This is a genomic window from Bordetella genomosp. 12, from assembly GCF_002261355.1.
Taxonomy (GTDB): domain Bacteria; phylum Pseudomonadota; class Gammaproteobacteria; order Burkholderiales; family Burkholderiaceae_B; genus Bordetella.
Genome location: NZ_NEVU01000001.1, coordinates 12,352 through 37,157, shown reverse-complemented (window position 1 = coordinate 37,157; position 24,806 = coordinate 12,352). Strand labels below are relative to the sequence as shown.

The window sequence follows — 24,806 nt, the reverse complement described above, 5'->3', positions numbered from 1 at the left end:
CACGTGGAACATCCCTAACGCCGCAGGTTCCGGGTGAAATCAGAGGCCTGAGTATTCATCCAGTAGTCCTGGCGAGGGTGTTCAATTCGTGCCGGGAAACCCACGGATTTGGCAGGCTTACGATGTTTCACGTGAAACATCGGGGGGCCTGACTCTATAATGCCCACTGAAGTCCATTCTTGCTCTCCCCCACACCATGGATTACCCCCGCGAATTTGACGTGATCGTCGTCGGTGGCGGCCACGCCGGCACCGAGGCGGCGCTTGCGGCCGCTCGCAGCGGCGCGCAGACCTTGCTGCTGACGCACAACATAGAAACCTTGGGCCAAATGTCTTGCAATCCCTCGATAGGCGGGATTGGTAAAGGTCATCTGGTCAAAGAGGTTGACGCCTTAGGCGGTGCGATGGCAATCGCGACCGATGAGGCGGGTATTCAGTTCCGCATCCTTAACGGATCAAAAGGACCCGCCGTACGCGCGACCCGTGCTCAAGCGGATCGCGTGCTTTACCGCAAGGCAATCCGGCACCGTCTCGAGAATCAGCCGAACCTGTCCTTGTTCCAGCAGGCAGTCGAGGATCTGATCGTCGAGGGCGACAAAGTCGTAGGCGCGGTTACCCAAATCGGCCTGAAGTTCCGTGCGCGTTCAGTCGTACTGACGGCAGGGACCTTTCTTAATGGTCTGATTCACGTGGGAATGCAGAACTATTCAGGGGGTAGGGCAGGGGACCCGCCGGCGATATCCCTGGGCCAAAGGCTCAAGGAACTCAAGTTGCCGCAAGGCCGCCTGAAGACGGGAACGCCGCCGCGTATCGATGGCCGGACCATTAATTACGCCGTGTTGGAAGAGCAGCCCGGTGATCTGGATCCCGTTCCGGTGTTCTCCTTCATGGGCTCGGCCGCGCTGCATCCCCGCCAATTGCCGTGCTGGATCACGCATACCAATGATCAAACCCACGACATCATTCGTGGTGGTTTGGACCGTTCGCCCATGTACAGTGGCGTGATCGAAGGGGTGGGCCCACGGTATTGTCCTTCCATCGAAGACAAGATTCACCGATTCGCCGATAAGACGTCGCATCAGGTTTTTCTTGAGCCCGAAGGCCTGGATACGCATGAGGTCTACCCGAATGGAGTATCGACGAGCCTGCCTTTCGATGTGCAGTACGCGTTGATCCATTCTTTGCCCGGCCTGGAGCAGGCCCATATTCTGCGTCCCGGCTATGCCATCGAGTACGACTACTTTGATCCACGTGGACTCAAGAGCAGCCTGGAGACCAAGGCGATTGCCGGGCTGTTCTTCGCCGGCCAGATCAACGGCACTACCGGCTATGAAGAGGCGGCCGCGCAGGGATTGTTGGCCGGCGTGAACGCCGCTCGCTACGCGCTCGAGCGCGAGCTCTGGGTGCCGCGGCGCGATGAGGCCTACCTCGGCGTGCTGGTTGATGATCTCGTCACGCGGGGGGTGACCGAGCCCTACCGTATGTTCACCTCGCGCGCCGAGTACCGCTTGAGTCTGCGCGAAGACAACGCCGATCTGCGCTTGACCGAAATCGGCCGGAATCTGGGTCTGGTGGACGATGCGCGCTGGGATGCTTTCAACCGCAAGCGGGACGCCGTTGAAGCCGAAGTGCAACGACTGCAATCGACCTGGGTCAACCCGCGGCTGTTGCCGGAGGATGCGGCAGAGGCCTTGCTGGGCAAGGCCATCGAACGCGAGTACTCCCTGGCGGATCTGCTCAAGCGCCCCAACATCAGCTACGACGCTTTGATGCAAGCCGTCAACGGCGAGGGACAACTCCTGGCCGGACCCGGTGTCTCCGATGACGAGGTGCTGGCCGAGCAGGTCGAAATCCAGATCAAATATGCCGGGTATATCGCTCGGCAGCGTGATGAAGTGCAGAAACACGCCACGCAGGAGCAGCAGCCCATTCCCGCCGACCTTGATTACGACGCCGTCACCAGTCTGTCCTTTGAAGTCCGGCAAAAGCTCAAGACGCACCGCCCGGAGACCGTCGGCCAGGCGGCGCGCATTTCGGGCGTGACGCCTGCCGCCATATCGCTGCTGCTCATTCATCTGAAGCGCCTGCATTACGGCTCGCGCAAGCAGGCAGCATGAGCTCCGTACCTTTGGACATCGCCGCTTCCCAGCGGCTGGAGCAGGCTTGCCAGGCCCTGAGTCTGGCGGCCACGCCGGAGCAGCAGGAGAAACTGCTGCGCTACATGGCCCAGATGCAGCGCTGGAACCGCACCTACAATCTCACTGCCATCCGTGATCCGGAGCAGATGCTCATCCAGCATCTGTTCGACAGTTTGTCCGTCGTGGAACCCATGGCCCAGTCCCTGCAGGGGCGGCCCGCCAAGATCTACGACGTCGGTTCCGGCGGCGGACTGCCAGGCGTCGTGCTGGCCATCATGCAGCCGGATTGGGAGGTCACCTGCGTCGATGCGGTGGAGAAAAAAACGGCCTTCGTGCAGCAAATGGCCGGGGCGCTCATGTTGCCCAACCTGCATGCCATGCATGCCCGCATCGAACGTGTGGCCCCCGCGGACTGCGACATCGTGATCTCGCGCGCTTTTGCTTCATTGCAGGATTTCGCAAATTGGGCCGGCCGGCACGTCCGTCCGGATGGTACCCTCGTCGCCATGAAGGGTAAGGTCCCTGGCGAGGAGATCGACGCGTTGCCGGCCGACTGGCAGGTCGATCGCATTCAATCATTGCAAGTGCCCGAGCTCGAGGCCGAGCGTTGCCTCATCTGGATGCGCCGTAGTCAAGGAACTCTATGAACAATATTCCGCCCACCAAATCCGCCCGTGTTTTTTGTATCGCCAACCAGAAGGGAGGCGTGGGCAAAACGACCACGGCGATCAATCTTGCGGCGGGCCTGGCGACCCATGGTCAGCGTGTGCTGCTGGTGGATCTCGATCCCCAGGGCAATGCGACCATGGGTAGCGGCATAGACAAGAATTCCCTGCAGTCGAATCTGTATCAAGTGCTGATCGGCGAGTCCAGCATCGAGGACGCGCGGGTACGCTCAGAATCCGGCGGCTATGACGTATTGCCGGCCAATCGCGAGCTCTCCGGGGCGGAGATCGATCTGGTGCAAATGGAAGAACGGGAGCGTCAGCTCAAGTTCGCCATCGAAAGCATTTCCAGCCAATACGATTTCGTGTTGATCGATTGTCCGCCCACTTTGTCGCTTTTGACCCTTAACGGGCTGGCTGCGGCACACGGCGTCATCATTCCCATGCAGTGTGAGTATTTCGCGCTTGAAGGGTTGTCGGATCTGGTCAATACCATCAAGCGGGTGCATCGCAATATCAACAATGACCTGCGTGTGATCGGCCTGCTGCGTGTGATGTTCGACCCGCGCATGACGCTGCAGCAGCAGGTCTCGGCCCAGCTCGAAGCGCATTTCGCCGACAAAGTTTTCAAGACGGTCGTGCCGCGCAACGTGCGGCTGGCCGAAGCGCCCAGTTATGGCATGCCTGGCGTGGTGTATGACCGTGCATCACGCGGCGCGCAAGCCTATATCGCGTTCGGCGCCGAAATGATCGAGCGCGTCAAGGCGATGTAGTAAATGGCGCGGGCCTTGGGGGGCCGCGCTGAAAAACGATTCAAGACAATGCATCTTGCTGCGTTGAAGAAAGAGGACACATAAGATGGCTACCAAGAAACCCAAAGGTCTCGGCCGGGGGCTGGATGCCTTGCTCGGGGCAGATGCTCCGGCGATCGATACCATCGGCAAGGCGCCCGCACGCGCTGAGGGTCCGCCCAACGTGCTGAGCATCGACAAGCTGCGCGCCGGCAAGTATCAGCCGCGCACACGCATGGACGAAGGCGCCCTGAACGAGTTGGCCGAGTCGATCCGCACGCAGGGCATCATGCAGCCCATCCTGGTGCGCGAACTGGCCGGCGCCAGCGGCGGCGTGTACGAAATCATCGCCGGTGAGCGGCGGTTTCGCGCCGCCCAGATTGCCGGCCTGAAAGAAGTGCCGGTACTAGTGCGCGACGTGGCCGACGAAAACGCGGCCATCATGGCGCTGATCGAGAACATCCAGCGCGAGGATCTCAATCCGCTCGAAGAAGCGCAGGGGGTGCGCCGTCTGCTCGACGAGTTCGCCTTCACGCATGAGCAGGCCGCCCAGGCCATCGGCCGTTCGCGATCGGCGACCAGCAACCTGTTGCGCCTGCTCAATCTGGCAGCCCCGGTGCAGACCATGCTCCTGGCGGGCGACATCGACATGGGCCATGCGCGCGCCTTGCTGGCCGTCGATGCCGCCATGCAGATCCAACTGGCCAATCTCATCATCGCGCGGCGCCTGTCGGTGCGCGAAGCCGAAAAGCTGGTGGCCAAGACCGTCAAAGACGCCGAGTCCAATCCCCGCAAGAAAAACGCGTCCGCATCGCGCGACGTCACCCGGCTCGAAGAGGCGCTGTCCGACCACCTCGGCACGCGTGTGACGCTGAAGATCGGGGCGCGTGACAAAGGCCAGCTCATGATCGATTTTCATGGCTGGGACCACCTGAACGCGCTGCTCGAACGTCAAGGCCTGGCGGGAGTGATCGATGCCTGAAGCCACGCTCGCACGCGTGGCGCTGCTGGCCACCGGTGGCACGATTGCGGGCGTGCAGGACAGCGCTGACAGCGCGTCCTACCGCGCGGGCAGCGTCAGTGCCGAGGCCTTGCTGCAGGCCGTCCCGGGCCTGCAGCGCGTGGCCCAGGTGTTGCCCGAGCAGTTGGCCAACGTCGGCAGCCAGAATATGACCTACGACGTCTGGCGCGCTCTGGCCGCACGGGTTAACGAACTGTGTGCGGACCCGAGTGTCCACGGCGTGGTCATCACGCACGGCACCGACACGTTGGAAGAAACGGCGTATTTCCTGAGCCTGGTTCTGCCTTTTGACAAGCCGGTGGTGCTGGTCGGCGCCATGCGTCCGGCCACCGCGCTCAGCGCCGATGGGCCACGCAATCTGCTCAATGCCGTCACCATCGCCGCGCATGCGCAAAGCCGCGGCCGCGGCCCGCTGGTCACCATGAACGACGATATCCACTATGCGCGCATGGTCCAGAAGATGAGCTGCGGCGGCGTGGATGCGTTTGCCTCGCCCGGCGCAGGCCGGGCAGGGTGGGTGCGTGGCTCGCAAGTGGGTTTCTACGGCCAGGCGGGTATCGCCAGCGCCGCTGCGCGCCAGGTCTTCTCCTTGCCGCTGCCGCCGGCGCGCAACTGGCCGCGCGTCGAGATCGCCTATGCCTGCGTGGACATGGACAGCCGGCTGATCGATTTCATGGCCAGCTATGCCCAGGGCATCGTCCTGGCCGGGGTAGGGGACGGCAATGCCACGGCGGATGCCATCATGGCCCTGGATCGGGCGGTGTCGGCCGGGGTCGCGGTCGTGCGGGCAACCCGCACGGGCTCGGGGCGCGTGACGCGCAACATCGAGGTCGATGATGATGGCCACGGCACCCTTGCCGCGGGCGAACTCAATCCTCAGAAAGCCCGCATCCTGCTCACGCTCGGGCTGATGTACTCACAGGATCCGGCTGCCTTGCAGCAGCTTTTTAACCACTACTGAGCCGGGTGGGAACACATTTACGCATGATCGATGCGTTTGGTTTGACACCGATAATAAATGTGTTCATAATCTCGTTTCTCTTCGGAGGGGTGCCCGAGTGGTTAAAGGGGGCAGACTGTAAATCTGTTGGCCTTGCGCCTACGTTGGTTCGAATCCAACCTCCTCCACCAAGAGAACCCATTTCAAATCCAGGCGCAGTGTTGGCCTGGATTTGCATCTGAGGCAGTCATGCCAGGATGTTGCGAACCACACGCAAAATGGTAGTGAGGCAAGGTGAAAGGGTAGCCGCGGGTGTAGCTCAATGGTAGAGCAGAAGCCTTCCAAGCTTACGACGAGGGTTCGATTCCCTTCACCCGCTCCAAAATGCCCATGTGGCTCAGTGGTAGAGCACTCCCTTGGTAAGGGAGAGGTCACGCGTTCGATCCGCGTCATGGGCACCAGAATTCTCTAAATCTTTTCTCTTCAGTCAGAAGCTTCAATCCAGGTCAGGAGTCAGCCATGGCAAAAGGCAAGTTTGAACGTACCAAGCCGCACGTGAACGTGGGTACGATTGGTCACGTTGACCACGGCAAAACGACGTTGACGGCGGCGATCACGACGGTGCTGTCGACGAAGTTCGGTGGCGAAGCCAAGGGTTACGACCAGATTGACGCGGCGCCGGAAGAGAAGGCCCGTGGTATTACGATCAACACGGCACACGTCGAGTACGAAACGGAATCGCGTCACTACGCGCACGTTGACTGCCCGGGCCACGCTGACTATGTGAAGAACATGATCACGGGCGCGGCGCAGATGGACGGCGCGATTCTGGTGGTTTCGGCCGCTGACGGCCCGATGCCGCAGACGCGTGAACACATCCTGCTGAGCCGCCAGGTTGGCGTGCCGTACATCATTGTCTTCCTGAACAAGGCTGACATGGTTGACGACGCCGAGCTGCTGGAGCTGGTGGAGATGGAAGTTCGCGAACTTCTGTCGAAGTACGACTTCCCGGGCGATGACACGCCGATCGTGAAGGGTTCGGCCAAGCTGGCGCTGGAAGGCGACAAGGGCGAACTGGGCGAGCAAGCCATTCTGGCGCTGGCCGCTGCACTGGATTCGTACATCCCGACGCCTGAGCGTGCGATTGATGGCGCGTTCCTGATGCCTGTGGAAGACGTGTTCTCGATCTCGGGTCGCGGCACGGTGGTCACGGGTCGTATCGAGCGTGGCGTGGTCAAGGTTGGTGAAGAAATCGAAATCGTGGGCATCAAGCCGACGGTGAAGACGACTTGCACGGGCGTTGAAATGTTCCGCAAGCTGCTGGACCAAGGTCAAGCGGGCGACAATGTGGGCATTCTGCTGCGCGGCACCAAGCGCGAAGACGTGGAGCGTGGCCAGGTTCTGGCCAAGCCGGGTTCGATCAACCCGCACACGGACTTCACGGCCGAGGTGTACATTCTGTCCAAGGAAGAAGGCGGCCGCCACACCCCGTTCTTCAACGGCTATCGTCCGCAGTTCTACTTCCGTACGACGGACGTGACGGGCACGATCGATCTGCCGCAGGACAAGGAAATGGTTCTGCCGGGCGACAACGTGACGATGACGGTCAAGCTGCTGGCCCCCATCGCCATGGAAGAAGGTCTGCGTTTCGCCATCCGTGAAGGCGGTCGTACCGTCGGCGCCGGCGTCGTCGCCAAGATCCTCAAGTAAAGCGATATCGCCAAAGGAAACGGGGCCAAGCGGCCCCATTTCCTTGTGTGCAAATAACTTGCACACGGGCAGAAAAAAGTAGTATTATGTATGGTTCCGCGAGGTGCCATACGAATTGCAGTGGTGTCTTGCAAGAAACTTGCTGCAAATCTAAGTGAAAGCCATAGGGGTATAGCTCAATTGGCAGAGCGTCGGTCTCCAAAACCGAAGGTTGTAGGTTCGATTCCTACTGCCCCTGCCACCACCCGCCGGAGAGTACCGCGAGTTGCGCACCATCACGGCGGGCTCGTGTCGCAAAATGTCTAATACCAGCGTAGAAACCGTTACTAGTACCGCTGACCGGATCAAGCTCGGGTTGGCGGTTCTTGTCGTTATTGCTGGCATCGTTGGGTTTTCGGTGCTGAGTGCACAACCCATGGTCGCCCGCATCGGCGTGTTTGTTGGCGGTCTGGTGATCGCGGCCGTTATTGCCTGGTTCAGCGAACCGGGCCGGCGCACCATCAGCTTCGCTCAAGAGTCGTACAACGAAGTCAAGCGTGTCTCCTGGCCCACGCGCAAAGAAACCTTCCAGATGACTGGAATCGTTTTCGCGTTCGTCGCGGTGATGGGCATTTTCATGTGGGTGCTCGATAAGGGCATCGAGTGGATACTTTACGGCCTGCTGCTGGGCTGGAAATAAGGACAGACATGAGTAAACGTTGGTATGTCGTCCATGTGTATTCCGGCATGGAGAAAAGCGTACAGAAAGCCCTGAACGAGCGTATCGAGCGGGCTGAGCTGCAAACGTCTTTTGGCCGCATCCTTGTGCCCTCCGAAGAAGTCGTCGAGGTCAAGGGTGGTCAGAAGTCGATCACTGAGCGCCGGATTTTCCCCGGTTATGTCCTGGTAGAAATGGACCTGACCGACGAAACCTGGCACTTGGTCAAGAACACGAATCGGGTCACCGGCTTTTTGGGTGGCTCGGGCAACCGTCCGACGCCGATTTCCGAGCGCGAGGTCGAAAAGATCCTGTCGCAGATGGAAGAGGGCGTCGAGAAGCCGCGGCCCAAGATTCTCTTCGAAGTGGGCGAAATGGTCCGCGTCAAGGAAGGCCCGTTCGCGGACTTCAATGGCAACGTCGAAGAAGTCAATTACGAAAAGAGCAAGGTGCGTGTGTCGGTCACGATTTTTGGTCGTGCCACCCCCGTCGAGCTCGATTTCAGCCAGGTCGAAAAAACCTGATTTCAACCCCGGGGAGCTCACTGTCGAAGTGAGCGCTATCACCCGTTAGGAGCAAAGCATGGCGAAGAAGATCGTCGGCTTTATCAAGCTGCAAGTGCCGGCTGGTAAGGCTAACCCCTCCCCCCCGATTGGCCCGGCTCTGGGTCAGCGTGGCCTGAACATCATGGAATTCTGCAAGGCGTTCAACGCCAAGACCCAAGGCATGGAGCCTGGTCTGCCGATCCCCGTGGTGATCACCGCCTTCGCGGACAAGAGCTTCACCTTCATCATGAAGACCCCGCCCGCGACGGTCCTCATCAAGAAGGCCGCCGGCGTGCAAAAGGGTTCACCCAAGCCGCATACCGACAAGGTTGGCACGCTGACCCGTGCTCAAGCCGAAGAAATCGCCAAGACGAAGCAGCCCGACCTGACGGCTGCCGATCTGGATGCCGCGGTTCGCACCATCGCTGGTAGCGCCCGCAGCATGGGCATCACCGTTGAGGGGATCTAATCATGGCTAAACTGTCCAAGCGCGCCGCTGGCATCGCTCAGAAGATCGACCGCACCAAGCTGTACCCGGTCGCCGAAGCCCTGAACCTGGTCAAGGAAACCGCCACCGCCAAGTTCGATGAATCCATCGACGTGGCCGTGCAACTCGGCATCGACCCCAAGAAGTCCGACCAACTGGTCCGTGGCTCGGTGGTCCTGCCCGCCGGTACCGGCAAGTCCGTGCGCGTCGCCGTGTTCGCCCAAGGCGACAAGGCTGAAGCCGCTCGTGCCGCTGGCGCCGACGTCGTCGGTCTGGATGATCTGGCTGACCAGATCAAGGCTGGCCAGATGGACTTCGACATCGTCATCGCGTCGCCCGACACGATGCGCGTCGTGGGTGCCCTGGGTCAAATCCTGGGCCCCCGTGGCCTGATGCCGAACCCCAAGGTCGGCACCGTGACCCCGGACGTCGCCACCGCCGTCAAGAACGCCAAGGCTGGTCAAGTGCAATACCGTACCGACAAGGCCGGTATCATTCACGCCACCATCGGCCGTGCTTCGTTCGGCATCGAACAACTGCAATCCAACCTGGCTGCTCTGGTCGACGCCCTGCAAAAGGCCCGTCCCGCTGCCGCCAAGGGTATCTACCTGCGCAAGCTCGCTGTCTCGTCGACGATGGGCGGCGGTGCGCGCGTGGAAATCGCTTCGCTGTCGGCCAATTAAGGCTGCTGGCAAAAAGTACTTTGGGCCGCATCCGGGATTTTCGGATGCTGCTGTCAAAGACCGCTGGAGTGGCCCGTCGCCAGTCGTGGACGGGCGGCTTAATCCCGGTGCTCGTACAGGCCGGATCCAGCGTAGACGGCGTCCCCAGGAAGAATTCTTTAACCGAAGAACTCAACCAGGCGCCGCATTCGGTTGACGCGCAAGGCTTCAAGCCCCAGGCGTCTTTTGATGGAGTGTTCAAACCGTGAGTCTCAATCGCCAAGAGAAAGCGGTGGTAATCGAGGAAGTCTCGGCGCAAGTCGCCAAGGCCCAGTCGATTGTTATCGCCGAGTACCGTGGTCTGGACGTCGCCTCTGTCACCGTACTGCGCAAAACTGCGCGTGAATCGGGCGTTTACCTGCGTGTTCTGAAGAACTCGCTGGCCCGTCGTGCGGTTGCTGGCACGGCTTTCGAGCCGTTGGCCGAGCAACTGACCGGTCCGCTGATCTACGGTATCAGCAACGACCCGGTCGCGGCGGCAAAGGTCCTCGCCGGTTTCGCAAAGAGCAACGACAAGCTGGTCATCAAGGCGGGCGCACTGCCCAACAACCTGCTGACCGAAGAAGGCGTCAAGGCTTTGGCCACGATGCCTTCCCGCGAAGAGCTGCTCTCGAAACTGCTGGGCACCATGCAAGCCCCGATCGCGCAATTCGTGCGTACGCTCAACGAAGTTCCGACCAAGTTCGCCCGTGGCCTCGCCGCCGTGCGCGACCAGAAGGCCGCCGCCTGATATCAGGCGCGGTTTGCGGATCCTCGCTGAACGACAAAGCGACACCCAACCCTGGCATTACCCAATTTTGGAGTTCTAAAGAAAATGGCACTTAGCAAAGCTGAAATCCTTGACGCCATCGCTGGCATGACCGTGCTCGAGCTGTCCGAGCTGATCAAGGAAATGGAAGAGAAGTTCGGCGTGTCGGCTGCTGCCGCCGCTGTGGCTGTGGCCGCTCCGGCCGCTGGTGGCGCTGCCGCCGCTGCTGAAGAGCAGACCGAGTTCACCGTTGTGCTGGTTGAAGCCGGCGCCAACAAGGTTTCCGTCATCAAGGCCGTGCGCGAGCTGACCGGTCTGGGTCTGAAGGAAGCCAAGGACCTGGTCGACGGCGCTCCGAAGCCCGTCAAGGAAGCGCTGCCGAAGGCTGACGCCGAAGCCGCCAAGAAGAAGCTGGAAGAAGCTGGCGCCAAGGTCGAAGTCAAGTAAACCTTCGCGTCATCTGCCCGGGGACAGCGCAGTATGCCGTCCCCGGGCTTTTGCGTTTCCAGGAAACCCCTCCTGATCGTGCAGTTTTAGGGGTGTTTCCTGGAGTCGTATCACCTGGGGCCGTGGTTGACGGCCCATGCAACCTCGAGTCGGAGTGCTCATGCCTTACTCGTACACCGAAAAAAAGCGCATCCGCAAAAGTTTCGCCAAGCGTGAAGACGTTCAAAACGTTCCGTTTCTTCTCGCCACGCAACTTCAATCCTACCTAACTTTCCTGCAAGCCGAGACCGCCACCGCGGAACGGGTCAATGAAGGCCTGCAGGCGGCGTTTTCGTCGATTTTCCCGATCGTTAGCCACAACGGTATGGCGCGCTTGGAGTTCGTCAGCTACGCGCTTGGCGAACCGGTGTTCGATGTCAAGGAATGTCAGCAACGTGGCCTGACCTACGCTTCGCCCCTGCGCGCCAAGGTTCGCCTGGTGCTGCTTGACCGCGAAGTCAGCAAGCCGACCATCAAGGAAGTGAAGGAACAGGAAGTCTACATGGGCGAAATTCCGCTCATGACCAGCACGGGTTCCTTCGTGATCAATGGCACGGAACGTGTCATCGTGTCACAGCTGCACCGCTCGCCTGGCGTGTTCTTCGAGCATGACCGCGGCAAGACCCACAGCTCGGGCAAACTGCTGTTCTCGGCCCGCGTGATCCCCTACCGTGGGTCGTGGCTGGACTTCGAGTTCGATCCCAAGGACGTGCTGTTCTTCCGCGTGGACCGTCGCCGCAAGATGCCGGTCACGATCCTGCTCAAGGCCATCGGCATGACGCCGGAAGCCATCCTGGCCCATTTCTTCGACTTCGACAATTTCGAGTTGAAGAGCGAAGGCGCCATGATGGAATTCGTCCCTGAGCGTTGGAAGGGCGAAATGGCCCGTTTCGACATCAGCGATCGTTCCGGCAAGGTCATCGTCGAAAAAGACAAGCGTATCAACGCCAAGCACCTGCGCGATCTCGCCAACGGCGGCATCCAGCGCATCTCCGTGCCCGAAGACTTCCTCTACGGCCGCGTGCTGGCCAAGAACGTCGTCGACGCCGACACCGGCGAAGTGATCGCGCATGCCAATGACGAGATCACCGAAAGCGTGCTGGCCGCCATGCGCGATGCCAAGGTGCTGGATCTGCAGGCGCTCTACACCAACGACCTGGACCGCGGTCCCTACATCTCGCAGACCCTGCGCACCGATGAAACCGCCGACCAGACCGCTGCGCGTGTGGCGATCTACCGCATGATGCGTCCTGGCGAGCCGCCGACCGAAGAAGCGGTCGAGGCTTTGTTCCAGCGCCTGTTCTACAGCGAAGAAACCTACGATCTGTCGCGCGTGGGCCGCATGAAGGTCAACAGCCGTCTGGGCCGTGGCGATGACGCCAATGGTCCGATGACGCTGACCAACGAAGACATCCTTGAAACCATCAAGGTGCTGGTTGAGCTGCGTAACGGCCGTGGCCAGATCGACGACATCGATCACCTGGGCAATCGCCGCGTGCGTTGCGTGGGCGAACTGGCCGAGAACCAATTCCGTGCCGGCCTGGTGCGCGTCGAGCGCGCCGTCAAGGAACGTCTGGGCCAGGCCGAGACGGAAAACCTGATGCCGCACGATCTGATCAACTCCAAGCCGATCTCGGCCGCCATCAAGGAGTTCTTCGGTTCGAGCCAGTTGTCGCAGTTCATGGACCAGACCAACCCGCTGTCGGAAATCACGCACAAGCGTCGCGTTTCCGCCCTGGGACCTGGCGGTCTGACCCGCGAGCGCGCCGGCTTTGAAGTCCGCGACGTGCATCCGACCCACTACGGCCGCGTCTGCCCGATCGAAACGCCGGAAGGCCCGAACATCGGTCTGATCAACTCGATGGCGTTGTATGCGCGCCTGAACGAGTATGGCTTCCTGGAAACGCCGTACCGCAAGATCATCGATGGCAAGGTCAGCGACCAGATCGATTATCTGTCGGCCATCGAAGAAAGCCACTACGTGATCGCGCAGGCCAACGCCGCGCTGGACGCCGAAGGCCACTTCGTCGATGACCTGGTGGCTTGCCGTGAAGCCGGCGAAACCATGCTGACCTCGCCGGTCAACGTGCACTACATGGACGTGGCGCCGTCGCAGATCGTTTCGGTCGCGGCTTCGCTGATTCCGTTCCTGGAGCACGATGACGCCAACCGTGCACTGATGGGCGCCAACATGCAGCGCCAGGCCGTGCCTTGCCTGCGTCCGGAAAAGCCGCTGGTCGGCACCGGCGTCGAGCGCACCGTCGCGGTGGACTCGGGCACGACCGTGCAGGCGCTGCGCGGCGGTCTGGTCGACCACGTCGACGCCGAGCGTGTGGTGATCCGCGTCAACGACGAAGAAAACGTCGCGGGCGAAGTGGGTGTGGATATCTACAACCTCATCAAGTACACCCGTTCCAACCAGAACACCAACATCAACCAGCGTCCTATCGTCAAGCGTGGCGATCGCGTCGCCAAGGGTGACGTGCTGGCCGACGGCGCATCGACGGACCTGGGCGAACTCGCTCTGGGCCAGAACATGCTGATCGCGTTCATGCCCTGGAACGGCTACAACTTCGAAGATTCGATCCTGATCTCCGAACGCGTCGTTGCCGACGACCGCTATACCTCGGTCCACATCGAAGAGCTGACCGTGGTCGCTCGCGATACCAAGCTCGGGCCTGAGGAAATCACGCGCGACATCAGCAACCTGGCCGAAACCCAGCTCAACCGTCTGGATGAGTCGGGCATCGTCTACATCGGCGCCGAAGTCAGCGCCGATGACGTGCTGGTGGGCAAGGTCACGCCCAAGGGCGAAACCCAGCTCACGCCGGAAGAGAAGCTGCTGCGCGCCATCTTCGGCGAGAAGGCCTCCGACGTTAAGGACACCTCGCTGCGCGTGCCCTCGGGCATGACCGGCACCGTGATCGACGTGCAGGTCTTCACCCGCGAAGGCATCGTGCGCGACAAGCGCGCTCAGTCCATCATTGACGATGAACTGCGCCGCTACCGCCAGGACCTGAACGACCAGCTGCGCATCGTCGAGAACGACCAGTTCGATCGTATCGAGAAGCTGCTGGTGGGCAAGGCCGTCAATGGCGGCCCGCGCAAGCTGGCCAAGGGCGCCACCGTCACCAAGGCCTATCTGGCCGATCTGGACCGCTGGCAGTGGTTTGATATCCGTCTGGCCGACGAGCCGCACGCTGTCATCCTCGAACAGGCCAAGGAATCGCTGGAGCAGAAGCGTCACCAGTTTGATCTCGCCTTCGAAGAGAAGCGCAAGAAGCTGACGCAAGGCGATGAGCTGCCCCCGGGCGTGCTCAAGATGATCAAGGTCTATCTGGCCGTCAAGCGTCGTCTGCAGCCTGGCGACAAGATGGCCGGCCGTCACGGTAACAAGGGTGTGGTCTCGCGTATCACCCCGGTCGAAGACATGCCGCACATGGCGGATGGCACCACCGCGGACATCGTCCTGAACCCGCTGGGCGTGCCGTCGCGGATGAACGTCGGTCAGGTGCTGGAAGTTCACTTGGGCTGGGCTGCCAAGGGCGTGGGTCAGCGTATCGCCGACCTGCTGCAAGACGAGCGTACGGCCCAGATCAAGAACATCCGTTCTTACCTGGAAAAGGTCTACAACACGACCGGTACCGGCGCGCGCATCACCGAGCTGTCCGACGACGAAGTCATCGAACTGGCCAACAACCTGAAGAAGGGTGTGCCGTTCGCGACTCCGGTCTTCGACGGCGCGACCGAAGAAGAAATTGGCATGATGCTCGAGCTGGCTTATCCGGACGACGTCGCCAAGCGCATGCAACTGACGCCGTCGCGTGCTCAGGCCTGGTTGTTCGACGGCCGCACCGGCGAGAAATTCGAGCGCCCGGTCACCATCGGCTACATGCATTACCTGAAACTGCACCACTTGGTCGACGACAAGATGCACGCCCGTTCGACCGGCCCGTACTCGCTGGTTACCCAGCAGCCGCTGGGTGGTAAGGCGCAGTTCGGTGGCCAGCGCTTCGGGGAAATGGAAGTGTGGGCACTGGAGGCCTATGGCGCTTCCTACACCCTGCAGGAAATGCTGACCGTGAAGTCCGATGACATCACCGGCCGCACCAAGGTTTACGAAAACATCGTCAAGGGCGATCACGTCATCGATGCCGGCATGCCGGAATCGTTTAACGTGCTGGTCAAGGAAATCCGCTCGCTGGCCCTGGACATGGATTTGGAGCGTAACTAATGAAAGCGCTACTCGATCTCTTCAAGCAAGTCTCGCAAGACGAGCAATTTGATGCCATCAAGATTGGCATCGCCTCGCCGGAGAAGATCCGTTCGTGGTCTTACGGCGAAGTCCGTAAGCCCGAGACGATCAACTACCGCACCTTCAAGCCGGAGCGCGATGGTCTGTTCTGCGCCAAGATTTTTGGCCCGATCAAGGACTACGAGTGCTTGTGCGGCAAGTACAAGCGCCTGAAGCACCGCGGCGTGATCTGCGAAAAGTGCGGCGTGGAAGTCACCGTCGCCAAGGTTCGCCGCGAACGCATGGGCCACATCGAGCTGGCCAGCCCCGTCGCGCACATCTGGTTCCTCAAGAGCCTGCCGTCGCGTCTGGGCATGGTCCTGGACATGACGCTGCGCGATATCGAGCGCGTTCTGTACTTTGAAGCCTGGTGCGTGATCGAACCTGGCATGACGCCGCTCAAGCGCGGTCAGATCATGTCGGACGACGATTTCCTGGCCAAGACCGAGGAATATGGCGACGACTTCCGTGCCCTGATGGGTGCAGAAGCCGTGCGCGAACTGCTGCGCACCATCGATATCGATCGCGAAGTCGAAACGCTGCGCGGCGAGCTCAAGGCCACCAGCTCCGAAGCCAAGATCAAGAAGATTTCCAAGCGCCTGAAGGTGCTGGAAGGCTTCCAGAAGTCGGGCATCAAGCCTGACTGGATGGTCATGGAAGTGCTGCCCGTGCTGCCGCCGGACCTGCGTCCGCTGGTGCCGCTGGATGGCGGCCGCTTCGCGACCTCCGACCTGAACGATCTCTATCGTCGCGTCATCAACCGCAACAACCGCCTCAAGCGCCTGCTCGAACTGAAGGCGCCCGAGATCATCCTGCGCAACGAAAAGCGCATGCTGCAGGAAGCCGTTGACTCCTTGCTGGACAACGGTCGCCGCGGCAAGGCCATGACGGGCGCCAACAAGCGCCAGCTCAAGTCCCTGGCCGACATGATCAAGGGCAAGAGCGGTCGTTTCCGTCAGAACCTGCTGGGTAAGCGGGTGGACTACTCGGGCCGTTCGGTCATCGTGGTGGGTCCGCAGCTCAAGTTGCACCAGTGCGGTCTGCCCAAGCTGATGGCGTTGGAACTGTTCAAGCCGTTCATCTTCAATCGTCTGGAGATGATGGGCCTGGCCACGACCATCAAGGCTGCCAAGAAACTGGTCGAAAGCCAGGAACCGGTGGTGTGGGACATCCTCGAAGAGGTGATCCGCGAACACCCGGTCATGCTCAACCGCGCGCCGACGCTGCACCGCCTGGGTATCCAGGCGTTCGAACCGGTGCTGATCGAAGGCAAGGCCATCCAGCTGCACCCGCTGGTTTGCGCGGCGTTCAACGCCGACTTCGACGGTGACCAGATGGCCGTTCACGTGCCGCTGTCGCTGGAAGCTCAGCTCGAAGCGCGCACGCTGATGCTGGCGTCGAACAACGTGCTGTTCCCGGCCAACGGCGAACCGTCCATCGTGCCGTCGCAGGATATCGTGCTGGGTCTGTATTACACGACCCGTGAGCGCGTCAACGGCCGTGGCGAAGGCATCTTCTTCGCTGACGTGGCTGAAGTCCAGCGCGCTTACGACAACGGCGAAGTCGAACTGCAAACCCGCATCACCGTGCGCCTGAAGGAGCACGAGCGTGACGAGCAGGGCGAATGGCAACCGGTCATCCGCCGTCATGAAACGACGGTCGGTCGTGCCCTGCTGTCCGAAATCCTGCCGCGCGGTCTGCCGTTCACGGTCCTGAACAAGGCCCTGAAGAAGAAAGAAATCTCGCGTCTGATCAACCAGTCGTTCCGCCGCTGCGGTCTGCGCGACACGGTGATCTTCGCCGACAAGCTGATGCAGTCCGGTTTCCGCCTGGCTACCCGTGGTGGTATTTCCATCGCCATGGAAGACATGCTGATTCCCAAGGCCAAGGAAGTCATCCTGGCCGAAGCCAGCCGCGAAGTGAAGGAAATCGACAAGCAGTACTCGTCGGGTCTGGTCACCTCGCAAGAGCGCTACAACAACGTGGTGGATATCTGGGGCAAGGCCGGCGATAAGGTCGGCAAGGCGATGATGGAACAACTGGCCACCGAGCCGGTCGTCAACCGTCATGGCGAAGAAGTGCGCCAGGAATCCTTCAACTCCATCTACATGATGGCTGACTCGGGCGCTCGCGGTTCGGCCGCCCAGATCCGTCAGTTGGCCGGTATGCGGGGCCTGATGGCCAAGCCGGACGGCTCCATCATCGAGACGCCCATTACCGCTAACTTCCGTGAAGGTCTGAACGTACTTCAGTACTTCATTTCCACTCACGGCGCGCGTAAGGGTCTGGCCGATACGGCATTGAAGACCGCCAACTCGGGTTACCTGACCCGTCGTCTGGTCGACGTCACCCAGGATCTGGTCATCACCGAAGTCGACTGCGGCACCTCGCACGGCTACTCGATGAAGGCCCTGGTCGAAGGCGGCGAAGTCATCGAGCCCTTGCGCGACCGCATTCTGGGTCGTGTGGCCGCGATCGACATCGTCAATCCGGACAGCCAGGAAACCGCGATCACCGCCGGCACCTTGCTGGACGAAGATCTGGTCGATCTGATCGATCGCATCGGTGTGGACGAAGTCAAGGTCCGTACGCCGCTGACGTGCGAAACCCGTCACGGCTTGTGCGCGCATTGCTATGGCCGCGACCTGGGTCGTGGTTCGCCGGTCAACGTGGGTGAAGCGGTTGGCGTTATCGCCGCGCAGTCCATCGGTGAGCCGGGTACCCAGCTGACGATGCGTACCTTCCACATCGGTGGTGCGGCTTCGCGTTCGGCGCTGGCCAGCGCGGTGGAAACCAAGTCCAACGGTACGGTCGGCTTTGCCAGCACCATGCGTTACGTGACCAACGCCAAGGGCGAACGCGTTGCGATTTCGCGCTCTGGCGAACTGGCGATCTATGACGACAACGGCCGCGAACGCGAACGCCACAAGATCCCCTACGGCGCAACCGTGCTGGTGGGCGATGGCGAGGGCGTCAAGGCCGGTACGCGTCTGGCAACGTGGGATCCGCTGACCCGTCCGATCGTGTCCGAATACGGTGGCGCCGTGCGCTTCGAGAACATCGAAGAAGGCGTGACCGTGGCCAAGCAGGTCGACGAAGTCACGGGTCTGTCCACGCTGGTCGTCATCACGCCCAAGACGCGTGGCGGCAAGACGGTCATGCGTCCGCAGATCAAGCTGGTCAATGACAACGGCGAAGACGTGCGCATCGCGGGTACCGACCATGCGGTGAACATCTCCTTCCCGGTGGGCGCGCTGATCACGGTGCGTGACGGTCAGCAGGTCGCTGTCGGTGAAGTGCTGGCGCGTATTCCTCAAGAATCGCAAAAGACGCGCGACATTACCGGCGGTCTGCCGCGTGTGGCCGAACTGTTCGAAGCCCGTTCGCCCAAGGACGCCGGCATGCTTGCCGAAGTCACGGGCACGGTCTCCTTCGGCAAGGACACCAAGGGCAAGCAGCGTCTGGTCATCACCGACCTGGAAGGCGTCAGCCACGAGTTCCTGATTCCGAAGGAAAAGCAGGTTCTGGTGCACGACGGCCAGGTGGTGAACAAGGGCGAAATGATCGTCGACGGCCCGGCCGACCCGCACGACATCCTGCGTCTGCAGGGTATCGAGAAGCTGGCGACCTATATCGTTGACGAGGTCCAGGACGTCTACCGTCTGCAAGGCGTGAAGATCAACGACAAGCACATCGAAGTGATTGTTCGTCAGATGCTGCGTCGTGTGAACATCACCGATCCGGGCGATGCGGATTTCATCCCGGGCGAACAGGTCGAGCGCTCCGAGTTGCTCAACGAGAACGATCGCGTGGTGGCCGACGAGAAGCGTCCGGCGCATTACGACAACGTTCTGTTGGGTATCACGAAGGCCTCGCTGTCCACGGACTCCTTCATCTCCGCGGCCTCGTTCCAGGAAACGACCCGCGTGCTGACCGAAGCGGCCATCATGGGCAAGCGCGACGACCTGCGTGGCCTGAAAGAGAACGTCATCGTGGGCCGCCTTATTCCGGCGGGTACCGGTCTGGCCTATCACCTTGCCCGCAAGGACAAGGAAGCGCTGGAAGCGGCCGAACGCGAAGCGGCTCGCCAGCAGGCCAACCCCTTCGAGGACGCGCCGGTCACGGCCGTCATCGAATCGGATGGTCCGCTGTCTTCCGATGATGAGACGCCGGCTGAATAAGCCACCCCAGCAGCTTCGGCTGTGAGGAGAAAACTGCCGGCCGCGTGCCGGCAGTTTTCTTTGCGGGCGCTGTGCGCCGGCGTGTGGTGTCCAAAGCAGAAAAGCCAGCCCCTTGGGGCTGGCTTTTCTATTGGCCGGAGCGAAGCAGGTCAGATCGCCTGTTTGGCCCGTTGGTAGGCCGGGCCCCAGATGGGGTGTCCAATCTCCGCGGGCTTTAATTCGAAACCCGGGTCGATGGCCAGAATACGGGCGAAGGCATCTTCGCAGAGCTGGAGATAGTTGCTCACGCAATAGCTGAAAGCCTGCAACTTGAGCGCGGGGATTTTGACACTGGCCGGCGCCTGATCCAGGTCATCCGATCGGGCGACATAGAGGATGACCTCGCCGTACCGGCCCGCCTGGTAGGCGGTCTGAACCTCTTCGAGCGCGCCAAGCGCGGCAACGGTGGGGGGGCGCTCGGTGGCGGTGCGCAGGCTGGAACAGGCGGATAGCCCGAGCAGCAAGGCAAGCATGCCGAGCGGATACAGTTGGGTCTTTATACGTTTCAACTGGAATCTCGATCCGTGGAGAGGCTAGTTTATGCTTGCCGGCAAGCACGCGCAAAGAAGGGCGCCGTGGGTGGCATAATAAGCAGATGGCGACAATCTGTTGTGTGATTGCCGTGCGGAAATCTTTCAGGGCTCGTAGTGGCCGCGGATATTTTACGCCGCGCATATTTGATTGAAATGTCTCCACCAGCAGGACCATCAATGTCGCGCAGCCCGTTCGCCGGCGCTGCTCCGTTGGCCCACCGGCCATTAAACGCCATTGCCGCCACGGCAGGTGGGGGCGTTCCGCAGGCGCGTATCAAGCGGCTCCTCGGCGAATTGTTCGCGCCGTTGCAGTCCTTGCACGACCGTGGCCGGATCTGCGGCGATATCACGACTTCCTCGGTGGGCCTGGACGAAAACGGCCGCGCCCACCTCATGGCCGTCGATACTCAGCCGCGCCAGCTCGAAGGCCTGGCGCCCACTACCGCGGCGGGCTTTGCGCCCTATGAGTTCTATCTGCAGGCGGCGCAATGGCCGCGCGGGCCCTGGAGCGATATCTACAGCCTCTGTGCGGTGTCACATTCGTTGATCACCGGATTTCTGCCACCGCCCGCGATGGAGCGTATCGAGCACGATGGCTATCAGCCGTTGGCTCAGCAAGGCCTTAAACGCTATGACCCGGATTTTCTGCGCGCCATCGACGCGGGGTTGGCGCTCAAACCGGCGGACAGGCCGGCATCGATCGCGGCGTTTGCCGACAGCCTGGCCTTCGCCCCTGCCGTCGACGCGGCCGAGCTGGCACTCATTCCGCCATTGACCTTGCGGCCGTCCATTCCGCGCACAGAGTATGTCGCGGTTCAACCGGCGACGTCGCGCTCGCGGCGCCTGGTGCTGGCGGTCGTGCTGTTGCTGGTTGCTGCCGGCGTGGGGATGTACTGGTGGGACAGGCTGGCGGCGACCCCGTCGCCGGTCATCGCGCATTCTCAATTGGTATTGAATGCCACGGCGCCGCAGCCCGCTGCGCAAGGGCCGGCCGCCGTCCCGCCCGACGCTCCAGCCGCGCCGCCGGCGGCGCCGGGCGCGGCGGCTTTAGCCGAGTCTGCTGCGCCGCCGCCTCGCGATAGTTCGCCGCCCGCAAGCGCATCCCCCGGGGAGTTGCTGCAAAAGCCCAATGCCGCCGTGGCGCGCATCGCGGTGGCTGTGAACATTCAACCCTGGGGCGAGGTGTGGATCAACGGGGTGCATCGCGGCGTGTCGCCGCCCTTGCGCGAGCTGAAGCTCGCGCCGGGCAAGTACAACGTCGTGGTACGCAACGCCGACCTCTCGCCGTATCGCGTCACGCTCGACGTCAAACCCGGCAGCAGCGCGTCGATCAGCCACGTATTCCCTTGAGCGGGTGTTACGGCTCCTGACGCGGGAGTCGCAGCGTAAAGACCGAGCCTTGGCCTGGCGTGCTGCGAACGAGGGCCTGACCTTGATGCCGCTCGGCGACCGTGCGCACAAAGGCCAGACCCAAACCCGCGCCGCCGGCATCGCTTTGCGCGGCTGAAGCAACCCGTACAAAAGGCTGGAATATCCGCTCCTGTTCATTGGCGGCGATGCCTGGGCCCTGATCCGCGATGCTCAAGCGCCATTGCGTGGGCTCGGCCTCGATGGTGCAGACGATGCGGCTGTCTCTGGGGCTGTACTTGATGGCGTTGTCCAGCAGATTGGCGATGGCCCGCCGCAGCAGGGTCTGGTCGGCCATCACGAAAGCCGGCGGCAGGGGTTCGCGCACCTCGATGGCGATGCCGCGTTCGCGGGAGGGGCCCCAGAAATCATCGCAGACCTCACGCAGCAAGTCGGCCATGTCCAGACTCGTGAGATGGATCTTCATGGATTCAGCGCGGGTGAGTTGCACGAAGCCGTCGACCAGATCCAGCGTGCGCCGCGAGAGTTGGGCAATGCGCTGCAGCGTGGCCGTTTGATCCTGACCGGCCGGATCGCTTTCATGCATGGCGACCAAGGCCAGGATGGAGTTCTGCGGTGCGCGCATGTCGTGGGAGATGAAGCGCAGGGTCTCTTCCCGCTGACGTTCGGCATGGCGAATTTCGCTGATGTCGCTCAGCGTCATGATGGTGCCCACGAATTGGCCTTCGCCCGAGTGGATGGGGGCGCATTTGAAGATCACATCCTTGCTATGGCAGATGCGCGTCTCCACCTCGACGCTCCAGCCCGAACGCGGCGCTTTGGTGGCAGCTTCGACGGTAAAGCCGGCGATGCGCTCGCGCATCGCGGCCGAGACCTGCAGCGGCGTGAGCATATCGTCCAGCGGCTGGCCGGCATGCGGAGGGCGTAATTTGAGCTGCCGGAAAAACTGCGCCGCGGCGCGATTGCGAAACTGCACCAGGCCATCCTGATCGAAAACCAGCGTCGCGTCGGGCAAGCCATTGAGACCATCGGTCAGGACTTGGCGCAGGTTGCGCACCAGGGCAAGCGCCCGGCGGAACTGGCTCAATCGGTCTTCCACCGAGCGGTGGCCCAGCAACAGCGCGGCGCTGCGCTGATCCAGCACTGGCGCATACTCCTTGCGCAGACGCTTGAGCTCATCGTCCATGTAATGCAACACGGCTTCCTGGCTGCGCCAGCTCCAGATGGGATAACACAAGGCCAGGCTGAAGAGGGCAGCCGATGGCGGGAACCATATCTGCCCATAGCGCAGCAGCAGTGCCGTCACGGGCAGCACGAGGATGAGCAAAGCCCCATTGAGGGCCAGCGACAGCTTGGGCGAACCGTGCCGCATCAGCAGGCACAGCAGCAGGACCGGCAAGGCGCAGGCCAGCGCGCCTTGCCAGGGCGAAGCCGTGCGCAGCGCACGATCCTGTGCGGCGGCTTGCAGCAAGTTGGCGAGGATCTCCATGCCAGCCATGCCGCTGGCATGATGGGAAACCGGTGTGGGAAAGGTATCGGTCAAGCCGGTCGCCCAAGACCCAACGATGACGTACTGATCGCGAAAGCGGCTGGGGGGGATACGGCCGTCGATCACATCCCGGTAGGCCACGGCGGGATAGTGGCCGGGCGGGCCGGCGAACGGGATCAGTTCGGTTCCCTGGTCCTTGCGGGCGGCGCGGAAGCGCTCTGCCTGGTCGCGCTGGCCGCCGGCGCGCAGCATGGCGAGCGAAAAGTGGGTCCATAGACTGTCGTCGATGGTGCGTTGCCAGGCCGTGCGGCGCACCACGCCGTCTTTGTCGACCGGGATATTGATGAACCCCATTTCGGCGGCGGAGCGGGCCAGCGCGGGCAGCGGGGCCTGAAAGCGTGCCGCCGCATTGAGGTTGTTCAGAACAATGGGCAGCACCACGCGGCCGTGCGCGCGGATGGCTTGGGCCAGGGCGGCGTCGGCAGCAGGGTCATCCCGGTCGGCTTCGGAAAAAATCAGGTCCAGCCCGACGGCGCGCGCTTCGCGTAACTTGTCGAGCAAGGCCGCGTGCACTTGACGCTTCCAGGGCCAACGGCCCAGCGCGGCGATGCTGTCATCGTCGATGGCGACCAGGATGATGTTGGCCTGCGCGGGCTGCTCGATCAGCGATTGAGCCCGGTCGTACAGCGTCTGGTCGATGCGGCCCAGGCCGGAGAAACTGCCCAGCAACGCGGCCAGCAGCGTGAGCAGCGCCGTCAGGATGAAGCCCGAGCGGCGCGTGAGCGCGCGTCCATCGGCAGGCATGATTGCCCCTGTCAGTAGTATTGCTGCAAGGTGATCAGATCTCCTGTTCCGCTACCTATGGGCAGGCCATCACTGCTCAACAGGGCCAGGGCCCCTTCGAATGTCTGCCTTGCCTCGTAGCCCGCCAGCCCGGTCTGATCGATCGCGCTGACGTTGACATAATAGGTGCCGGGCCCTGGCGCGGTAAAGTTGATCTGCGCCGTGGCAAAGCGCTGGGCCGAGATCACGTGCATGCCCTGCGCGTCGCGCGATACGCGTACTTCATAGGCTTGCGCGCCGGGTACCGCCGACACACTGCTGGTCCAGCCGCCCGCGGCGCGCTGCGGAACGCCAAGCTCGGGGGCGGGCAACAACGGCTGTATACCCAGCATCCTGCCTTCGGCGCTGATGCGCGCTGCCTGGCCTTCGCGCACGGTGATGGCCTGAGCGGGTGCCTGATCGCGCGCATGGGCTTGCACACGGATGTTTCCTTCCAGAACACTTTGCGCGGCGCCCTGGCCATCGGCCACAACGCGAAAACGCGTGCCGCGCACGCCCGTGACGGCGACCGGCGCGCGAATCTCGAACCGTCCCACCCCCTCGCCCTGCGGCGCGACCCGGGACTCCATCGATCCTTGTTCCACGGAGATCACCGTATCTGTCAGCGGCACGTGCTCGAAGCGGCGCAGGTGCTGCAGGCGCACGATGCTGTGGGGCGGCAGCGTGATTTCACTGCCGTCGGACAGGCGCACCGTGAGAAAGCTGCGTTCTCCGGTCGCCAGCACGCCGCCCTCGGGCAGCGCCGCCTGCGGGCTGAGTGGCTGCCCATCGAGGGTGGCGCTGCCCGTGAGACTGACGACCTTGGCCGAACCCTTGACCTCGGGGATCATGGACAGAGGAATGCGCAACTCCAACCCGACCGGCAAGGCCAGCGTATCGGCGATCTTGTTGATCTGCTGCAGCGCCGGCCAATTGCCTGCCTTGCCGGTATACCTGGTGGCCAGGCTGCTCAGGGTGTCGCCGGGCTTGATCCGATAGATGAAGTCTTCATTCAAAGCGCCTGCCGGCTGAGCCTGAACCGCACAGGCGGCCAGAGCAATGCTCAGCGACAGGAACGCACACCGGATACTCCGGTTCATAGCGATCTCCTGGGGAGGTGAGGGCGCGCGC

The 24,806-nt window shown here is 62.0% G+C and carries 18 protein-coding genes and 4 tRNA genes; 19 read left to right on the top strand and 3 right to left on the bottom strand.

Annotated features, from left to right (window positions below; translation table 11 throughout):
• Positions 1 to 196: 196 nt before the first annotated feature.
• From mnmG to rpoC, 18 genes are all read left to right on the top strand, one after another.
• On the top strand, positions 197 to 2,116 hold the full coding sequence (gene mnmG / locus CAL22_RS00205) for a tRNA uridine-5-carboxymethylaminomethyl(34) synthesis enzyme MnmG (protein WP_094809334.1): 1,920 nt from the start codon (positions 197 to 199) through the stop codon (positions 2,114 to 2,116).
• Entirely contained in the window at positions 2,113 to 2,784 is a 672-nt protein-coding gene (gene rsmG / locus CAL22_RS00200) for a 16S rRNA (guanine(527)-N(7))-methyltransferase RsmG (RefSeq protein ID WP_094809332.1), read from the top strand. Before mnmG ends, rsmG begins: the two co-directional genes overlap by 4 nt.
• Entirely contained in the window at positions 2,781 to 3,575 is a 795-nt protein-coding gene (locus CAL22_RS00195; protein WP_094809330.1) for a ParA family protein, read from the top strand. Before rsmG ends, CAL22_RS00195 begins: the two co-directional genes overlap by 4 nt.
• Before the next feature lie 85 nt (positions 3,576 to 3,660).
• Positions 3,661 to 4,575, top strand: a complete 915-nt coding sequence (locus tag CAL22_RS00190; protein WP_094809328.1) for a ParB/RepB/Spo0J family partition protein — start codon at positions 3,661 to 3,663, stop codon at positions 4,573 to 4,575.
• Complete coding sequence (locus CAL22_RS00185; protein WP_094809326.1) at positions 4,568 to 5,575, top strand: asparaginase; 1,008 nt, start codon at positions 4,568 to 4,570, stop codon at positions 5,573 to 5,575. Before CAL22_RS00190 ends, CAL22_RS00185 begins: the two co-directional genes overlap by 8 nt.
• A gap of 83 nt (positions 5,576 to 5,658) precedes the next feature.
• A tRNA-Tyr gene (locus CAL22_RS00180) sits at positions 5,659 to 5,745 on the top strand.
• A 117-nt stretch (positions 5,746 to 5,862) separates the two neighbouring features.
• Positions 5,863 to 5,936, top strand: a tRNA-Gly gene (locus CAL22_RS00175).
• A gap of 4 nt (positions 5,937 to 5,940) precedes the next feature.
• Positions 5,941 to 6,015, top strand: a tRNA-Thr gene (locus tag CAL22_RS00170).
• Between the two features lie 58 nt (positions 6,016 to 6,073).
• Positions 6,074 to 7,264 carry an elongation factor Tu gene (tuf, locus tag CAL22_RS00165; RefSeq protein ID WP_094809299.1) on the top strand — a complete coding sequence of 397 codons (1,191 nt, stop codon included), beginning with the start codon at positions 6,074 to 6,076 and terminating at the stop codon, positions 7,262 to 7,264.
• A gap of 165 nt (positions 7,265 to 7,429) precedes the next feature.
• A tRNA-Trp gene (locus CAL22_RS00160) sits at positions 7,430 to 7,505 on the top strand.
• Between the two features lie 57 nt (positions 7,506 to 7,562).
• Positions 7,563 to 7,943 (top strand): preprotein translocase subunit SecE, encoded by a 381-nt coding sequence (secE, locus tag CAL22_RS00155; protein WP_029577169.1) that lies wholly within the window; start codon positions 7,563 to 7,565, stop codon positions 7,941 to 7,943.
• A gap of 8 nt (positions 7,944 to 7,951) precedes the next feature.
• Positions 7,952 to 8,485: a transcription termination/antitermination protein NusG gene (nusG, locus tag CAL22_RS00150; RefSeq protein WP_012415719.1), complete on the top strand. Its 534-nt coding sequence runs from the start codon at positions 7,952 to 7,954 to the stop codon at positions 8,483 to 8,485.
• A 58-nt stretch (positions 8,486 to 8,543) separates the two neighbouring features.
• Positions 8,544 to 8,975 carry a 50S ribosomal protein L11 gene (gene rplK / locus CAL22_RS00145; RefSeq protein ID WP_012415720.1) on the top strand — a complete coding sequence of 144 codons (432 nt, stop codon included), beginning with the start codon at positions 8,544 to 8,546 and terminating at the stop codon, positions 8,973 to 8,975.
• Positions 8,976 to 8,977: 2 nt separating this feature from the next.
• Complete coding sequence (rplA, locus tag CAL22_RS00140; RefSeq protein WP_094809324.1) at positions 8,978 to 9,676, top strand: 50S ribosomal protein L1; 699 nt, start codon at positions 8,978 to 8,980, stop codon at positions 9,674 to 9,676.
• Between the two features lie 244 nt (positions 9,677 to 9,920).
• Entirely contained in the window at positions 9,921 to 10,445 is a 525-nt protein-coding gene (gene rplJ / locus CAL22_RS00130) for a 50S ribosomal protein L10 (RefSeq protein WP_094809320.1), read from the top strand.
• Positions 10,446 to 10,529: 84 nt separating this feature from the next.
• Positions 10,530 to 10,910, top strand: coding sequence for a 50S ribosomal protein L7/L12 (gene rplL, locus CAL22_RS00125; protein WP_094809318.1), 381 nt, complete (start codon positions 10,530 to 10,532; stop codon positions 10,908 to 10,910).
• 160 nt (positions 10,911 to 11,070) lie between these two features.
• Positions 11,071 to 15,183, top strand: a complete 4,113-nt coding sequence (gene rpoB / locus CAL22_RS00120) for a DNA-directed RNA polymerase subunit beta (protein WP_094809316.1) — start codon at positions 11,071 to 11,073, stop codon at positions 15,181 to 15,183.
• Positions 15,183 to 19,424: a DNA-directed RNA polymerase subunit beta' gene (gene rpoC / locus CAL22_RS00115; protein ID WP_094809314.1), complete on the top strand. Its 4,242-nt coding sequence runs from the start codon at positions 15,183 to 15,185 to the stop codon at positions 19,422 to 19,424. Before rpoB ends, rpoC begins: the two co-directional genes overlap by 1 nt.
• A gap of 149 nt (positions 19,425 to 19,573) precedes the next feature.
• Here rpoC and CAL22_RS00110 read toward each other — a convergent pair whose 3' ends face one another.
• Positions 19,574 to 19,972, bottom strand: coding sequence for a TssQ family T6SS-associated lipoprotein (locus CAL22_RS00110; protein ID WP_094809312.1), 399 nt, complete (start codon positions 19,970 to 19,972; stop codon positions 19,574 to 19,576).
• Positions 19,973 to 20,173: 201 nt separating this feature from the next.
• Between CAL22_RS00110 and CAL22_RS00105 the strand changes: the two genes are divergently transcribed.
• Positions 20,174 to 21,346, top strand: coding sequence for a hypothetical protein (locus CAL22_RS00105; protein WP_094809311.1), 1,173 nt, complete (start codon positions 20,174 to 20,176; stop codon positions 21,344 to 21,346).
• 7 nt (positions 21,347 to 21,353) lie between these two features.
• On the opposite strand, the gene CAL22_RS00100 is transcribed toward CAL22_RS00105, so the two are convergent.
• Both CAL22_RS00100 and CAL22_RS00095 read right to left on the bottom strand, forming a co-directional pair.
• Positions 21,354 to 23,657, bottom strand: a complete 2,304-nt coding sequence (locus CAL22_RS00100) for a CHASE2 domain-containing protein (RefSeq protein WP_094809309.1) — start codon at positions 23,655 to 23,657, stop codon at positions 21,354 to 21,356.
• Between the two features lie 11 nt (positions 23,658 to 23,668).
• Complete coding sequence (locus CAL22_RS00095) at positions 23,669 to 24,775, bottom strand: FecR family protein (protein WP_094809307.1); 1,107 nt, start codon at positions 24,773 to 24,775, stop codon at positions 23,669 to 23,671.
• Positions 24,776 to 24,806: the final 31 nt, after the last annotated feature.

What these genes read in the sequence shown, in the direction of transcription:
- mnmG (WP_094809334.1), top strand. Translation starts at nt 197, where the DNA reads ATGGATTACCCCCGCGAATTTGACGTGATCGTCGTCGGTGGCGGCCAC.
- rsmG (WP_094809332.1), top strand. Translation starts at nt 2,113, where the DNA reads ATGAGCTCCGTACCTTTGGACATCGCCGCTTCCCAGCGGCTGGAGCAG.
- CAL22_RS00195 (WP_094809330.1), top strand. Translation starts at nt 2,781, where the DNA reads ATGAACAATATTCCGCCCACCAAATCCGCCCGTGTTTTTTGTATCGCC.
- CAL22_RS00190 (WP_094809328.1), top strand. Translation starts at nt 3,661, where the DNA reads ATGGCTACCAAGAAACCCAAAGGTCTCGGCCGGGGGCTGGATGCCTTG.
- CAL22_RS00185 (WP_094809326.1), top strand. Translation starts at nt 4,568, where the DNA reads ATGCCTGAAGCCACGCTCGCACGCGTGGCGCTGCTGGCCACCGGTGGC.
- tuf (WP_094809299.1), top strand. Translation starts at nt 6,074, where the DNA reads ATGGCAAAAGGCAAGTTTGAACGTACCAAGCCGCACGTGAACGTGGGT.
- secE (WP_029577169.1), top strand. Translation starts at nt 7,563, where the DNA reads ATGTCTAATACCAGCGTAGAAACCGTTACTAGTACCGCTGACCGGATC.
- nusG (WP_012415719.1), top strand. Translation starts at nt 7,952, where the DNA reads ATGAGTAAACGTTGGTATGTCGTCCATGTGTATTCCGGCATGGAGAAA.
- rplK (WP_012415720.1), top strand. Translation starts at nt 8,544, where the DNA reads ATGGCGAAGAAGATCGTCGGCTTTATCAAGCTGCAAGTGCCGGCTGGT.
- rplA (WP_094809324.1), top strand. Translation starts at nt 8,978, where the DNA reads ATGGCTAAACTGTCCAAGCGCGCCGCTGGCATCGCTCAGAAGATCGAC.
- rplL (WP_094809318.1), top strand. Translation starts at nt 10,530, where the DNA reads ATGGCACTTAGCAAAGCTGAAATCCTTGACGCCATCGCTGGCATGACC.
- rpoB (WP_094809316.1), top strand. Translation starts at nt 11,071, where the DNA reads ATGCCTTACTCGTACACCGAAAAAAAGCGCATCCGCAAAAGTTTCGCC.
- rpoC (WP_094809314.1), top strand. Translation starts at nt 15,183, where the DNA reads ATGAAAGCGCTACTCGATCTCTTCAAGCAAGTCTCGCAAGACGAGCAA.
- CAL22_RS00105 (WP_094809311.1), top strand. Translation starts at nt 20,174, where the DNA reads ATGTCGCGCAGCCCGTTCGCCGGCGCTGCTCCGTTGGCCCACCGGCCA.
- CAL22_RS00100 (WP_094809309.1), bottom strand. Translation starts at nt 23,657, where the DNA reads ATGCCTGCCGATGGACGCGCGCTCACGCGCCGCTCGGGCTTCATCCTG.
- CAL22_RS00095 (WP_094809307.1), bottom strand. Translation starts at nt 24,775, where the DNA reads ATGAACCGGAGTATCCGGTGTGCGTTCCTGTCGCTGAGCATTGCTCTG.